The 14,122-nt window shown below is 62.0% G+C and carries 11 protein-coding genes; 5 read left to right on the forward strand and 6 right to left on the reverse strand.

The annotated features are described in order from the left end of the window. The first annotated feature begins 70 nt into the window (after positions 1-70). Positions 71-238, forward strand: coding sequence for a hypothetical protein (locus SH292x_RS03110; protein WP_442484122.1), 168 nt, complete (start codon positions 71-73; stop codon positions 236-238). Between the two features lie 90 nt (positions 239-328). On the opposite strand, the gene SH292x_RS03115 is transcribed toward SH292x_RS03110, so the two are convergent. Further along, positions 329-781 carry a hypothetical protein gene (locus SH292x_RS03115; protein WP_442484123.1) on the reverse strand — a complete coding sequence of 151 codons (453 nt, stop codon included), beginning with the start codon at positions 779-781 and terminating at the stop codon, positions 329-331. Between the two features lie 126 nt (positions 782-907). On the opposite strand from SH292x_RS03115, the gene SH292x_RS03120 reads away from it, so the two are divergent. Beyond that, the gene (locus tag SH292x_RS03120) at positions 908-2,026 is read left to right on the forward strand and encodes an AI-2E family transporter (RefSeq protein WP_442484124.1); all 1,119 of its coding nucleotides are present in this window, start codon (positions 908-910) and stop codon (positions 2,024-2,026) included. Positions 2,027-2,109: 83 nt separating this feature from the next. On the opposite strand, the gene SH292x_RS03125 is transcribed toward SH292x_RS03120, so the two are convergent. From SH292x_RS03125 to lpxK, 5 genes are all read right to left on the reverse strand, one after another. After that, complete coding sequence (locus SH292x_RS03125; RefSeq protein ID WP_442485841.1) at positions 2,110-2,466, reverse strand: SPW repeat domain-containing protein; 357 nt, start codon at positions 2,464-2,466, stop codon at positions 2,110-2,112. Continuing rightward, positions 2,466-3,110 carry a vitamin K epoxide reductase family protein gene (locus SH292x_RS03130; protein WP_442484125.1) on the reverse strand — a complete coding sequence of 215 codons (645 nt, stop codon included), beginning with the start codon at positions 3,108-3,110 and terminating at the stop codon, positions 2,466-2,468. Before SH292x_RS03130 ends, SH292x_RS03125 begins: the two co-directional genes overlap by 1 nt. 9 nt (positions 3,111-3,119) lie before the next feature. Next, on the reverse strand, positions 3,120-4,223 hold the full coding sequence (locus SH292x_RS03135; RefSeq protein ID WP_442484126.1) for an NAD-dependent epimerase/dehydratase family protein: 1,104 nt from the start codon (positions 4,221-4,223) through the stop codon (positions 3,120-3,122). Between the two features lie 283 nt (positions 4,224-4,506). Continuing rightward, complete coding sequence (locus tag SH292x_RS03140) at positions 4,507-5,928, reverse strand: sodium:solute symporter family protein (protein ID WP_442484127.1); 1,422 nt, start codon at positions 5,926-5,928, stop codon at positions 4,507-4,509. Between the two features lie 86 nt (positions 5,929-6,014). After that, a complete protein-coding gene (gene lpxK / locus SH292x_RS03145; protein WP_442484128.1) occupies positions 6,015-7,082 on the reverse strand; it encodes a tetraacyldisaccharide 4'-kinase in 1,068 nt (355 codons plus the stop codon). Positions 7,083-7,272: 190 nt separating this feature from the next. On the opposite strand from lpxK, the gene SH292x_RS03150 reads away from it, so the two are divergent. The 3 genes from SH292x_RS03150 (at position 7,273) to SH292x_RS03160 (ending at position 14,042) form a co-directional block, all read left to right on the forward strand. Next, positions 7,273-11,088, forward strand: coding sequence for a hypothetical protein (locus SH292x_RS03150; protein WP_442484129.1), 3,816 nt, complete (start codon positions 7,273-7,275; stop codon positions 11,086-11,088). A gap of 169 nt (positions 11,089-11,257) precedes the next feature. Continuing rightward, complete coding sequence (gene nadB, locus SH292x_RS03155) at positions 11,258-12,889, forward strand: L-aspartate oxidase (RefSeq protein WP_442484130.1); 1,632 nt, start codon at positions 11,258-11,260, stop codon at positions 12,887-12,889. Positions 12,890-13,286: 397 nt separating this feature from the next. Then, positions 13,287-14,042, forward strand: a complete 756-nt coding sequence (locus tag SH292x_RS03160) for an ABC transporter ATP-binding protein (RefSeq protein ID WP_442484131.1) — start codon at positions 13,287-13,289, stop codon at positions 14,040-14,042. The last annotated feature ends 80 nt before the right edge of the window (positions 14,043-14,122 follow it).

A 14,122-nucleotide genomic window follows, 5' to 3' on the forward strand; every position in this document is an offset into this window, starting at 1 on the left:
CGCCAACGTAATAACTTGGAGCCCTCCCCCCGTGCGGCTTCCATTTGTTGACGAAAGGAAGAGTGAGCAGATGAAACTCAAAGAACAAACCACCCCGAAGAAGTTGAATCGCCGCATCGAGAAGATTCGCGAGAACTGGACTTCCAGTCAGCGTCGCGAACGCGCTCAGAAAGCGGTCGAGTTGCAACTCACCTTGCTCGCCCAAACTTTGTTTGGCCGCGGACAAGCCGGCACCTGAGGGGATACTGTAGGAGGGCTCTCCGAGCCCGATAAACTACAGCAACACGCCGCAGTCATCATCGCATCCTGAAGCCGAGCCGGCGGCGCGTTACTCGCGCCGCTGGCTCCAGCTCTCTTGCCGGGCCCTACTGGCAAAGTACTCGGCGAGTGAGTCTAAACGCTCCCTTACCGAGGGTGCATTCACTTGCTCGGCGATGGTCTTTACAAAATCCTGCACGGCTTCGTCGAACTCCAACTTCGTTTGTTCGAGCTGTTCGATCGTGCCACCGTTCTCACAGAGTTCGAGTAGCTCTTCCGCCGACTCCTTGACTCGCTCGTTGGGGACGTACTGCAGCCATGTCTGATTGCCACCTTCCCCGCCGTTATGGGCCGAATCGCCCATCGCCTCGGCCACCCGTCGTTCGTCGTTTCTAAGAGCATTCACCGCGGCTTCTTCATCGGCGGAGCTGGCAAAGAATTCGGCCTCGTCGAGTGCCGCGGCGATCATGGCGTAGTGCTTTTGCAAGCAGGTGAGCACGTCGTGAACGGTCTTATAAGACATGGTTGCGTCTCCTGGCGGGGTGCGGGGCAATAGGTGCTTCGCACGGCTAGATGCTATAGTGGTCGCTTCAGGGCGCGGTGTGCCCTATGGATGTACAAGATGTGCAAACGCCGGGCCAGATAACCGATGTCGACTCCCTCCGAACCCGAACCGACCCCCGTGGTCGATGTCACCTCCGCCAACCGCCGCCGCGAGGCGCGGATATCGCTTTGGGCGCTGGTGATCGCGTCGGCGTTCATTGGGTTTCTGTTCTATCGCATCGTCGAGCCGTTTTTCGCGCCGCTGTTTTTCGCGGTGGTGCTCGCCGTGCTGTTTCGACCCGTCCATGTGCGAATCGCGCAGTGGCTCGGCGGTCGCCCTCGCGCTGCCGCGGTGATCACGGTGCTGCTACTTGGTGTAGGGCTCGCGGCGCTGTCGGGTGTGCTCGCGCTCGCGGCGCGAGAGATGATGGTGACGGGTGAGTCGTTCGCGCGGGATGGCGACGCAGCGGCCCAGCTGCTCGATCGCGCTACGACACTGGCCCGCGACTACCTGCCCGGCGTAGAATGGGCGCAGGTCCGCGAATGGATTAGTTCGGGGGTGCAGTCGAGCATCTCGAACATTGTCGAACGGACTGGCGAGTTCATTTCGAACGCGTTTCGAGTTGTCGTGGGCCTCGCGATCACGGCGATTGCGGTCTACTACTTCCTCGCCGAGGGATCGACGATTCTGCGATCGGTGCGATCGATCTCGCCCTTTGCCGCCGAGGACGAGTGGGTGTTGTTCGAACGCTTCGCTGTCATCTCGCGCGGCGTCGTGGTCGGCATGTTTGTGTGCGCGTTCGTCCAAGCAGGACTACTCGGCATCGGCATGGCCATTGCTGGCGTCGATCGACTCTGGATGCTGATGGGCCTGACGTTCCTGTTATCGATGATCCCGTTCGTCGGTGCCGCCGGCGTTTACCTGCCCGTGGCGGTTGGACTGATGTGGGAGGGCAACGTCACGGCAGGCATCCTGCTCGCGATCTACGGCATGACCATCGTCTCGACCTCCGACAACTTGATCCGCGCATTGGTACTGCACGGGTCGGCGAAGATGCACCCGCTGCTCGCCCTCATCAGCGCGCTCGGCGCGCTGCAAGTCGTGGGCTTGTGGGGCATCTTCTTGGGACCAGTCGTCGCGGCGTTTTTCTACTCGCTGTTGCGAATCTTGCGAGACCGATTGCAGGGACAAACGCAACCGCCGCCGGTCACCGAGGTGTATTGACTTTAGGCGAGCCGGGTCGTCCCCGACCCCGGAAATGTCGCAAATGTAACGTACAACAAGTCCGGGGCCGGGGACGGTCCGGCTCACACGTTGTGTGTTGGAGTCGTTCGCCAGGCTCTTGGTGGCTTCGAGGCTTCGTTGGGAATGATTGCCAGCATGCCCAGCAGCAAGCCAACAAAGATGTAATTCTGAAGCGCTGGATCCAAGGGTGGTGTGGCGCTGAATCGTCCGAAGCCAATCAGCCAGAGCGCCACCGCAATGATCCACCAGTGCGCCCACTCCGTGGGTCGCCAGTAGGAGGCGAGCGCGAGGACAATCACCAGTGTGCCTGTCGCAATGTCGCTGGCCCACCACGTGGTGGCGTCGTCCGGATGGCGGAAGATGAAGGGGCTCAAGAGTAGCCACAGTCCCAGCATGCACTCAACCACGCGTGCCCACATCACGTCACCTCGCTTAGCATTTGGCCTGTCATCTGGTTGCCGACGCGCTCGCCTGCCTCGGTTCGGTAGCCAGCAAACGCGAGCCACACTTCCCGACCGCTATGCGTTTCTTTCCAGACCTTCCACAAGTAAACGACCGACGCCCACACCTCGTCGTACGCCCAGTAGGCGAGGATCAGCGAAATGATGGCGGTCACCAAGCAGAGAAAACACCAGTAACCCACCACGGTCCCTTGCAAGATGACGAGCACCGCGCTCACCACGCCAAGCGGAATCACATCAACGCCGAATAAGATGACCATCCAAGGACGGTACTGCCACCGCCGCGTGGAACCGGCGAGGCCGAGTATGGCGTCGCCGAGGTACGCAAACGCACCGAGCGCGGCGTCGGGGATGCCAATCCAGTGGTCCATCGTTTGGGCGACTTTCGAGTCGAGCACTTTCTGCGTGCTGTCGCCGAACATCGGGTCCCACACGCTATCGATTAGTCGCCACTGATAGAGTGCCATGTAGGCCGCGATCGCAGTGGCTACCGCGGCGAGAATGCAGATGGGGATGCGCTGCGACCACGCCGAGGGGTTGTAGGAGAACGGCGCGGGGGCGGCCTGCATCGGATCGGTGGAGGGCGTTCGCGGAGTGGACATGATTGGCCCCTACAATTGGATCGCTTCGAGCTTCTTTTCGTCCGGCAGTGGCAGCTTGTTCTCGCGGTACCATCGCGCCGGATCGGCCTGCAAGTTGGCGAGCATCACCGGCAGTGTGCGGGACAATTTATGCTCGGCGTGCCAACCCAATCGCTTCGCGGCGAGCGACGAGTCGACCGGGTAGTGGGCGTCAGCGAGGTCGACCATCCACGGTTTGATGAAGGGCCGCTCCTCTTCACTCGACGCCAGTTTGTCCTTGGCCCACGCACCGGCTTTGGCGACAAGCTTCGGAATGCGAATGGTCGGCCAATCGTCAACGCCATGCAGGTGCTCGCCGATGATGTCCTGCAACTGGTCGTAGCTCAGGCACTCGTCCTCTGCGATCAGGAACACCTCGAGCGTGTCGAGGTCGTGCCGCCGCTCGATGGTCTTTTCAAACGCCGACACCACGTCGTCGAGATGAACGAAGGCCTGTCCGCGATCGGCGTTGCCAGGGAAAAAGTAGCTCTCGAATTCCTTCTCGGCGATGCGGCGAATGTTTTGCGTGATGGGAATCGAGTGCCCGTGTTCGTCGTACACGCCGGCGATGCGCAATATGACCGCCGGAATGTTGCCCCGCGTGCTGCGAATCGCTTTCTCGGCTTTGATCTTCGATGCGGGATAATCCCACACGCCCTCCATCGGGCAGATTTCCGTGAGCTTCTCCCCCACGTCGCACGGCTTCATCACCAACAGGCTGCTAGAGAAAATAAACTGCTCCACACGCGTGAGTGTGTGAAGCTGTTCGAGCAACCGCCGCGTACCCTCCACCGTCAGCTCGTCGTACAGCGGACTCGGCTCGCCCGCGAAATCGTAGTAGGCCGCGAGGTGGACGACGCTCGCCAAGTGATCGCCATGGTCTTGCCGCACTTGCGCGATGGCGTCTTCGACCGACGGACCTTCGGTGAAATCGCACTCGATGAAAGCAACGCCATCGAGCTCGTTCTCGGGAGACTTCACATCCAGCCCGACGACGCGGTAGTTCTTTGCGAGTCGCTTGCAGATGCGCTGGCCGATGAGACCGGAGCTACCGGTGACCAGAACGGTTGGTTTGATGGCTTTTGTGTTATCCATAAATGGCTCGAATTGAAGTGGTTCTTGCATGCTCGTGGTTGAAGGAAGTGAGCGTGCAAAGACGATGCCAAGCGAATTTCGTGCGAATGGGCACTGATGAGAGCGTGACGAGTGCGCGGCGAAGCCTCAACTTGGTCGCATAAGAATCAGCGCGCAACGGCAACGAACGCGTGCGAGCCGGGGCGTCCCCGCCCCCGGAAAGTTCGACGTGGAGAGAGCGTTGTCTATCGAGGGTTATAAAAGTCCGGGGCCGGGGACGGCCCGGCTCACGCGAACGGAGTCGCTATCGCGAGGAGCTCGTTCGCGCGACCACCAAACTCCCCACGACCATCCCCACCGCGGCCATGATCAGGCCGGCGAGCAGTTGAGGGAACACCTCGCCCATCGGCGTGTTCATGAACAACAACCAGGTGCCGACGCCGAGCACGATGCTGGTGATCGCGCCGGTGTTGTTCGCGCGTTTCCAGTAGAGCCCGGCGACCAGCGGCACAAACGCTCCCACCACCGGCACTTGGTAACTGCTCGACACCATGTCGAAGATGGAGGTTCCTTCCATGCGAATCGCGTACACCAGCGTCCCCGCGGCGAACACCACGGACGTCACTCGCATGAGCAGCAGCTCGCGTCCGTCGGTCATTCGCGGCATCAAGTGCTTCAGCACGTTCTCGACGAAGATGGTCGATGGTGCGAGAATCGTTGCCGAGCCGGTCGACATGATGGCCGACAGCAGCGCGCCAAAGAACAGCACCTGCGTGAAGTAGGGCATGTGGTTCATGATCAGTTGCGGCACGATCGTTTCGCCATCGTCTTCCGCCAGCAGTGCGTCCGCTTCCTCGGGCATGATGAGGAAGGCAGATACGACCAGGAACATCGGCACTAGCGCAAACACCATGTAGCTGATGCCGCCGATGATCGGACCGACGCAGGCGATGTTCTCGTTCTTCGCCGACATGACACGCTGGAACACGTCCTGCTGCGGAATGGAACCGAGCATAATGGTCAGCCCGCCGGCGATGTAAAACAGGATGCTCTGCGTATCGGGATGCGGAAGGAAGTGATGCAGATCGTTGGCCATCGCGTGGTCGATCACCACGCCGGGGCCACCTGCCATGTTGCCGGCGAGCACCGCGATCACGGCGAGACCAATGACGATGATGGTCATCTGCACGGCGTCGGTGAGCGCGACGGACCACATGCCACCGAGCAGCGTGTAAACGAGCACCACGCCCATGCCAATCATCGAACCGGTGAGCGGCGCGACGGCTTTGTCCGAGAGCAGGTAGAACACCAGCCCGAGCGCCGTGATTTGCCCCGCGACCCAGCCCAGGTACGACACCACGCTGACCGCCGAGCAAAAGATTTCCACCACCGGTCCGTACCGATCGCGATAGTAGTCGCCGATGGTGAGTAGCTGCATACGGTAGAGCTTCCGCGCGAAAAACATGCCCACCAGCACCAAGCACATCCCCGCGCCCCACGGGTCCTCGATCGTCTCGCGCAGTCCCCCCTCGGCGAACTTCGCGGGAATACCGAGCACGGTTTCCGAAGCAAACCACGTGGCGAACGTCGTCGCAATGACCACGCCTAGAGGCAGCGACCGCCCCGCCACGGCAAAGTCGGCCGAACTCTTCACCCGCCGCGAGGCATACACGCCAATCGCGATGTTGCCGAGCAGGTAGAGCACAACCATCGAGAGCAAATTCATCCGTGAGATTCCTTTCTAACGATGCTCAATACCCTAACTACTAACCCAGCGAGCGGGGCCCGTTAGGGCCCCGCTCGCTGGGTGTTTTATACGTCCTCATCTTCGACAACCTCTAATGCGTCGAGCGCCGCGCGCATCGCTTCTTCTCCCGCCAGGAATTCGATCTCGACCACGACGGCCCACAGCGGAAGCGTCCGCAGCATCGGCACGCGGAGTTTCACCAGGTCCTTCTGCGTGCAGACGGCCATTTCGGCGCCAGAGTCGTTGGCGGCGGCGGACACGGCAGCCACATCTTCGGCTTGGTAGTCGTGGTGGTCGGGGAACTCGCGCCAGCCGACCAGCTCGGCACCGGCGTTCTCGAGCGTCTTGCGAAACGCCTGGGGGTTGCCGATGCCGCAGAAGCCAAACACGCGGGCGCCGCGGAGCTTGTCCATCGAGCCTTCGATGCCCGACGAGTTCAGCAGAGCCGCGGGAGCGTGCGACACCTCGCACCACACGGCGCTCGATGCGTAGTGGAGGGCTCGCTCGCGGATTGCTTCGCGCTCGTCGGGAGTAACCAAGTTCGCGCGGCTCAGGCAGACGATGTTCGCCCGCTTTAAATTCCGCGCGGGCTCTCTTAAAGTCCCTCGTGGGAAAACATGGTCGTACCCAAATGGCTGCGTCGCGTCGAGGAGCACGATGTCGAGGTCGCGACCAAGCCGGCGGTGTTGAAAGCCATCGTCTACGAGCAGCACTTGGCTGGCGAGTTCCTCGACGGCCGCCTCGGCGATCGCCACGCGGTCGGGCGATTGGAGGTGCGGCACATCGGGAAGCGACTGTTCGAGTTCGAGTGCCTCGTCGTTCCGCCCGCCATCGGTCGCTCCGTAGCCCCGGCTCAAAATCGCCACGCGCAGTTCCCGGGCTCGCAGGTGTCTGGCGAGCCACTTGACCATCGGTGTCTTGCCCGTGCCACCAAGTGTCAGGTTGCCAACGCTGACCACGGGGACGCTGACTTGGTGGATCTCGGTCTTCCCCGAGTCGTACCGGCGGTTGCGAAAACCGACGCCGGCCGTGTAGGCGACCTCGGCCCCCCGCAGCACGGTTCGCAGCCCCGTGGCCACGATTCCCCGCCGGCGACCACTTACCAGATCGTAAAAATCGCTAGGTTCGAACACGCTCTGGCAGCCGGTGGGGCGAAAAATAGGTCATAAAACGCCCGGCGGGTGGAATTGGAAGCCGACTGGGCGAAGAATCGTATAATAAGCCAGACCCCCGCGGAACGAGAGACCCCGCTGGTGCGTCCAATATTATCCGCACAGCCCCGGCCCACGACGGAAGTCTTGGGTTCCTATACGGCGTCCCAATATGTCGACCCTCCAGCAGCCCCCCGCGCCACCCCGCAAGAAGCCCGGTGTCGAGTACGTCGAGTACGACAAGTACATCAACCTGCAAGTCGAGCGAACCCGCAAGGCGGTCAAGCTGATCGACCTGGCGCAAGCGGTATTGGTGTTGGTGATTGGCGTTGTCGGGTTCCTACTCACCGCGGCGGTCATCGAGCACTGGATCTTTCCGGGCGGCCTCGGCACGATCGGCCGGTTCGCGCTATTCGTTGTCATGGCGGGCTCGCTGGGTTACTACGTGGTGCGTTACGTCTGGCCGCTCATCACCAGCAGTATCAACCCGGCGTACGCCGCGGCGGCGATCGAGCGCGAGCACCCGGCGCTGAAGAACAGCCTGCTGAACTTCCTGCTGTTTCGTTCGCACAAAAAAGAGATGCCCGCCGCGGTGTACGAAGCGCTCGAGCAACAAGCGGCGCAGCGATTGTCGCAAACTTCTATTGAGGACTCGATCGATCGCTCGGCGCTGGTGAAGCTGGGCTACGTGCTGCTGGCCGTCGTGGTGTTTGCGACGCTCTACGCGATGCTGTCGCCGAAGAGTTCGTTCACCACGGCCGCGCGGGTGTTGATGCCCTGGGCGAACATCGCCGCGCCAAGCCGAGTACGGATCGACGACATCAAGCCGGGTGACGTCGAGATTGTCGAAGGGGATAAAGTCGAGATCACCGCACAGGTCACTGGGCTGAGCGAAGGCGAGCTCGTCGAAGTTTCTTACGACACGGCCGACGGGCACCGCGTCGACCAACGCGTGGCCATGCAGCCCGCCAATAGCGCCGGTAAGTTCGCCGTCACGCTTCCTCCGCCCGGAGATCTCTCGGGACTATCGGGCATCGATCAAGACCTTCGCTACCGCATCACGGCGGGGGACGGGCGGACGATTGATTACAACATTCACGTCCTCACCGCGCCATCGATCCGCGTCGAGAAGGTGCACTTCGATTTCCCCGACTACACGGGCTACGCCGACGTCACGATCGATGGCCGCGGCGATATTCGGGCGATCGAGGGAACTAAAGTCACCATTGCGGCCACGGCGAACACCGACATCGAAGCGGCGTTTCTTGATCTGGCGTCCGATGGTCGCAACGACGCGCGGATGAAGCACGAGGGCTCCAAGGCGCAAGTGGACGTCGACCTGCGGCTCGACGATCGCCGCGCGATCAAGACCACCAGCTACATGCTGCGCTACACAAGCACCGAGGGCTTGGCGAACAACCAGCCGCCGCAGCACAGCCTGGAGATCGTGCCCGACTACGCGCCGGAAGTGAGTGTGCTCGCTCCCGAAGAGCGTGCGAAGGACGTGCAGATGAACGAGACGATTCCGATCTCGGTCGACGCGCTCGATCCCGACTTCGCGCTGCGGACGGTGACGCTGAAGTTCGCGAAAGAAGATGGTACGGCGGTGCACGACGAGATGCTGGTCGATCGTGCGCACAAAGGTCGGTTTCAGAAGGAGTGGAACTTCACGCCGGTGGAGCTGAAGCTCCAACCCGGCGACATCGTCGAGTACTGGGCCGAAGCCACCGACATACGCACACCGCAAGCCAATCGCACGGCAAGCGACCGCAAGCAATTCCGCGTCGTCGGCAATCCCAAGCAAGGCCAAGGAGAGCGTGGAGAAGGTGCGGGCCAACCCCAAGATGGGGAGAACGGCGAACAGGGCCAAGCGGGTGAGAATGGCGAGCAAGGACAGAACGGCGAACAAGGTCAGCAAGGCCAAGCCGGCGAGCAAGGCGAGAACGGCGCGCAAGGACAGCAGGGCCAGCAAGGAGAAAACGGCCAAGAAGGAAGTGAGCAAGGTCAGCAGGCAGGCGAGCAAGGCCAAGGCAACGAGCAAGGCGAGAACTCCCAAAACGGCGAAGGCCAGGGCAACCAGCAGGGTGCCGGTGCGGCTGGAGAACAGCAGCAAGGCGGCGAAGGAATGAACGAAGGCCAGCAGCAAGGTGCTGGCGGCGCAGCGGGCGAGCAACAGTCCGATTCCGAATCGCAAGACGGCGCGGGTGGCGAGCAAGGTCAAAACGGGGCGAGCGGAAGCCGTGAGGCTTCTGGTGATCAGGGCGCGCAAGAAGGTGATCCACAGCAAGGTGGCGATCAACAGTCGGGCGAAGGCAATCAAGGTGGCGAGCAAAACTCGCGCCCGGTCGCCAACGATGGCAGCGACGATACGTCTGCGTTCGAACGACTTCGCGATCACATGACGCAAGAAGAGCAGAAGAACGCCACGCGACAGCAAAAAGAAGGCACCGCCGATCCCACCGGCAAAATGGAGCAAGGGGATCAGCAGGACGCCCAGCAAGGCGAGCGGGGTCAGCAAGGCGAGACGCAAGGGAAGAAGAGCCCCGAAGGCTCGGGTAGCGAAGGCGCTCCAAAACCCTCGCAAGGCCAAGGCGAAAAAGCAGGCAGCAACGAAGCCGGTGACAAGCAAGCCGGCGAGCAAGGTCAGAAGGGCGAGCAGAAACAGCCCGATGGCCAAGAAGGTACCGCCGCCGAGCGCGAGGCCGAAGGGGCTGGCGCCGACGCAAAGACCGACGCCCCGCAAAGCGAAGGTGGCAAGCCCAACGAGTCGCAACCCGACGCCGGAAGTAAGTCCGCCGGCAGTGAAGAGCGCAACGCCGGGGGCGAACCCGGCGCGGGCCAGGACACCAAGGCGGAAGGAACGCCCGAAGCACAAGAGAAAATGCGCCAGCGAGACAAGAAACCCGACATGGGCGAAGGTGGTGAAGGGCAGGGGGACGAGCCCCCGACTCCTGCCCATGGAAAGCACCAGAGCGATTCGGCGAGTAGCCAAGGTGGCGATCGCGCGGGCGGCGGCGACGAAGGTGGCGGTCAGAAAGCTCCACGCAAGGGCACAGGTAGCGCCGGACAAAACGAAGCCGCCGACGAAGGTGCTGGTCAATCCGACGACCAAGGCCCCGGCGAAACCGGCACGCGCGCAGGCGACTCGCAGAAGGCCGATGGCGAAACCGGTCAGTCGGGCGACGAGAAAGGCAACGGTTCCGAATCGCGCCAGGGCCAAGGCCAAGGCCAGGGTCAACAACAAGGGGAGCAGCAAGGAGCGCAGCCACAAGGAAGTGAGCAGCAAGGCGAACAGCAGCAAGGAATGCAGCAAGGAGAGAAGGGCGAGCAAGGCCAGCAGCCAAGTCAGCAACAGGGCCAGCAACAGGGCCAGCAACAAGGCCAGCAAGAAGGCACCGAAGCCGAGGGCGAACAAGCCAACCAAGGCGAGCCCGGCAACCAAGGGCAGCCTGGCAAAAGCGAGCAGCAGCAAAATCAGCAGAACCAAGAGCAGTCCGAGCAAAGCTCGAACCGCCCCGCGTCGCAAGGTGGTCAACCTGGCGGCAACGACGGCACCGCGCCGGGACAACCTCAGGGGGCGTTCGATGGCAAGCTCGCCGAGGGTGACAAAGCGAATCTTGAGTACACCCGTCAGCAAACCAACATGGTGCTCGAAAAGCTCGCCGATCAACTCGACAAGAACGAAGTAGACCAGAAAATGCTCGACGAGCTTGGCTGGAGCGAAGAGGACCTGCGGCAGTTCGTCGATCGTTGGAACCGCCTCCGCGCCGCCGCCGAAAAACCCAATGCCAGCGAGGCAAAGCAGGAACTCGATGCCCGCCTTCGCAGTCTGGGGGGATCGCTCGGCATCAAGGGTGGCACCAAGGAGCGGACCGAGGACGACTTCCGCAACCTGAGCGAAGGCTACCAAAGCAAAGTGCCCCTCAAGTACCGCGACCGCCTGAAGGCGTACACCGAAGGGGTCTCGCGCGGTGACGAGAAGAATTAGTCGCGGATCACCACGGATCAACAGACGATTCTCGCGGACCGTCTGTAAGGATGGACGAATCCCATGGTCCTGGCTGTAGATTTCGTACTCTTATCCGTGGATATCCGCTTCGATTCGCGTCCATCCGCGACTAATTCCTCTCGCCACGTCGCCCCACTATAATCCCCGCATGCCATTCTCTCCGCCACGTTATTTGGTGCCGTTTCACCCGAAGCGGATTTCGCATCACTTCGTCGACGTGATGATCATCGGCGGTGGCATCGCGGGTCTGCGGGCGGCGATGGAGATCGACCCGCGGCTCTCGCTGCTCGTGGTCACCAAAGATCACATGCGCGAATCGAACAGCACCTACGCCCAGGGTGGTATCGCGGGTGTGCTTGATACGGCGGACAATTTTGCGAACCACGTCGCCGACACGCTGACCGCCGGGGCGAATTTGTGCGACCCCGATGTCGTCGAGATGGTGGTGCGCGAAGCCCCCGATCACATCCGCCAGCTCATTGCGTGGGGAACCAAGTTCGACACCGAGGTGGGTGGCGAGTTGATGCTCGGCCGCGAAGGAGGGCACAGCCACAAGCGAATCGTCCACGCGATGGGCGACGCGACCGGTGCCGAGATCATGCGGGCGATGACCGTCCGTGTTCGCGAGGAACTCAAAGCACAGATCTGGCCCAACACGTTCACGATCGATCTCTTGACCACCGAGGGCGAGTGTCGCGGCGCGCTGGTGTGGAATGCCCAGCATGGCAAGACGTTCGTGTGGGCGAAGCAGACCATTCTCTGCACCGGCGGCACGGGGCAGGTCTATCGCGAAACCACCAACCCACCCGTCGCCACCGGCGATGGACACGCGATGAGCTACCGCGCGGGGGCGGTGCTGTCGGACATGGAGTTCATGCAGTTCCACCCCACGGTCCTCTACATCGCCGGTTCGAGCCGCAGCCTGATCACCGAAGCAATGCGTGGCGAGGGGGCCGAACTGGTCGATGCCAATGGTCACCGCTTCATGCCCGACTACGACCCGCGTGCCGAGCTTGCTCCGCGCGACATTGTGAGTCGTTCGATCGTCGAGCAGATGGCCAAAACGAACCACCCCTGTGTTTACCTGAAGCTCAGTCATCTCGACGCCGACTTCGTTCGCGGACGCTTCCCGGGCATCGCCCAAACTTGCAGCGAATTCGGCATCGACATCGCTCGCGACCCCATTCCGGTCCGCCCCGGTGCGCACTACATGGTTGGCGGGGTGCGCGTCGATCAAGATGGCCGCACTTCGCTCCCGAGGCTCTGGGCGGCGGGCGAGGCCTCGGCGAGTGGCTTGCACGGCGCGAATCGCCTAGCGTCGAACAGTTTGCTCGAAGGCCTGGTGTACGGTGCCCACGCCGGCCGCGCGATGAGCGCCGCCGCGCTCGAAGAGCCCGACACCTTCCAAGCCATTCCGCTAGAGAACCCGGAAGCCGGCGCGCGTCACGAACCACTCGACCTCGCCGACATTCGCAACTCGCTCAAGAGCCTGATGTGGCGCGACGCCGGGGTGTGGCGGAACGAGCAAGTGCTGCAAGAAGCCAGCCGCACGATCGACACCTGGATTCGCTACGCCCTGCCACGCCAATTAACCGACCCCAGCGGCTGGGAGCTGCAAAATCTTCTCACCGTCTCGCGCGTGATGATCGAAGCGGCACTCTTGCGCACCGAGTCCCGCGGCGTCCATTTGCGAACGGACTATCAAGAGTCGGACGACAAGAACTGGCGGAAGCACATACTGCTCCGCCGAGACACGGAGCCCGAGTTCGTGGGGTTATGAGCTAATCTTCAGGCGAGCCGGGACCGTCAGGCCCGGGGTGGTGTTCTTCCTGATCCCAACGTGGAAATCCAGTCCAAACCCACCCGCGGCCTGACGGTCCCGGCTCGCCTAAAGGGCCAAACGCATGCATTTTCTGGCCTCCGCCGCGAACCCCCGCCCGATCTCTCCCGTAGCCACAAGTGCCGTCTGGTATGGACATTACGTGCGGTCGCGGGTTACCTTGGGCGTTCTCTAGTGCTTTGTCCTCGCCGGTTTTGACGGCCGGCAGCGGGCAGGGCACTCGCTCAGCGGGTAACAGGCGACCTGCGTGGTGCCGACGGCCCGCTGCCCCCACCTGTGCAATCTCCCTTACTTCCTTTCTCGTAGCACCTTACGAGAACTTGCGGAGCGAATGACGATGAGCGAGCCGAACCCGGCACCGAAAAACGACACCATGATCGAGGCCGTGAGGCTGTCCAAATACTACGGGCACTTCGCAGCCACTCAGGATGTCTCGTTCCAAATCAAGCGAGGCGAAGTCGCGGCTTTTCTCGGACCCAACGGTGCTGGCAAGAGCACCACGATGAAGTTGCTCACCGGCTACCTCGCGCCGTCGACCGGCAAGGCATACATCGCCGGCTACGACACGCAAACCGAGCGGCTCGAAGCCTCGAAAGTGCTTGGCTACCTGCCCGAAAACGGCCCGCTCTATCCCGATATGACCCCGCGGACGCTGCTGCGGTTCTTCGGCGAAGCCCGCGGCATGTCGTCCAGTGAAATCAACGAGCGGATGCACGAGGTGATCAACCTGTGCAACCTGCACGAAGTGCTCGGCAAGCCCATCGGCAAGTTGTCGAAGGGTTATCGCCAGCGCGTCGGCATGGCGCAAGTGCTGCTGCACGAGCCCGAGGTGCTGATTCTCGACGAACCAACTTCGGGTCTCGACCCCAATCAGATTCGCGACGTCCGCAAGCTCATCCGCAAGCTCGGCGAAACCAAGACCATCCTGCTGTCGACGCACATCCTGCAAGAAGTCGAAGCGATGTGTAACCGCGTGGTGTTCATCAACGAAGGCCGCGTGGTGTTCGATGGCAAACCCGGGGACCTTGGCACCAACCCTAGCGAGTTCGACAAGAAGTTCCACGAATTAACGGGCGCCGCGGCCTCGGAGTAGCTTGTCAAAGTATTCCCCAACCAGGCTTGGTCGGGGCTACTTGTTCCCTCCAGATCCCAGCCCCCAGATCCCAAACTCTA

Source organism: Aeoliella fuhlenseeensis, assembly GCF_052161615.1.
In the GTDB taxonomy this organism is placed as follows: domain Bacteria; phylum Planctomycetota; class Planctomycetia; order Pirellulales; family Lacipirellulaceae; genus Aeoliella.

Bases quoted from the DNA above. Each gene is read 5' to 3' on its own strand.
- SH292x_RS03110 (WP_442484122.1), top strand. From the start codon at position 71: ATGAAACTCAAAGAACAAACCACCCCGAAGAAGTTGAATCGCCGCATC.
- SH292x_RS03115 (WP_442484123.1), bottom strand. From the start codon at position 781: ATGTCTTATAAGACCGTTCACGACGTGCTCACCTGCTTGCAAAAGCAC.
- SH292x_RS03120 (WP_442484124.1), top strand. From the start codon at position 908: ATGTCGACTCCCTCCGAACCCGAACCGACCCCCGTGGTCGATGTCACC.
- SH292x_RS03125 (WP_442485841.1), bottom strand. From the start codon at position 2,466: ATGTGGGCACGCGTGGTTGAGTGCATGCTGGGACTGTGGCTACTCTTG.
- SH292x_RS03130 (WP_442484125.1), bottom strand. From the start codon at position 3,110: ATGTCCACTCCGCGAACGCCCTCCACCGATCCGATGCAGGCCGCCCCC.
- SH292x_RS03135 (WP_442484126.1), bottom strand. From the start codon at position 4,223: ATGGATAACACAAAAGCCATCAAACCAACCGTTCTGGTCACCGGTAGC.
- SH292x_RS03140 (WP_442484127.1), bottom strand. From the start codon at position 5,928: ATGAATTTGCTCTCGATGGTTGTGCTCTACCTGCTCGGCAACATCGCG.
- SH292x_RS03150 (WP_442484129.1), top strand. From the start codon at position 7,273: ATGTCGACCCTCCAGCAGCCCCCCGCGCCACCCCGCAAGAAGCCCGGT.
- nadB (WP_442484130.1), top strand. From the start codon at position 11,258: ATGCCATTCTCTCCGCCACGTTATTTGGTGCCGTTTCACCCGAAGCGG.
- SH292x_RS03160 (WP_442484131.1), top strand. From the start codon at position 13,287: ATGAGCGAGCCGAACCCGGCACCGAAAAACGACACCATGATCGAGGCC.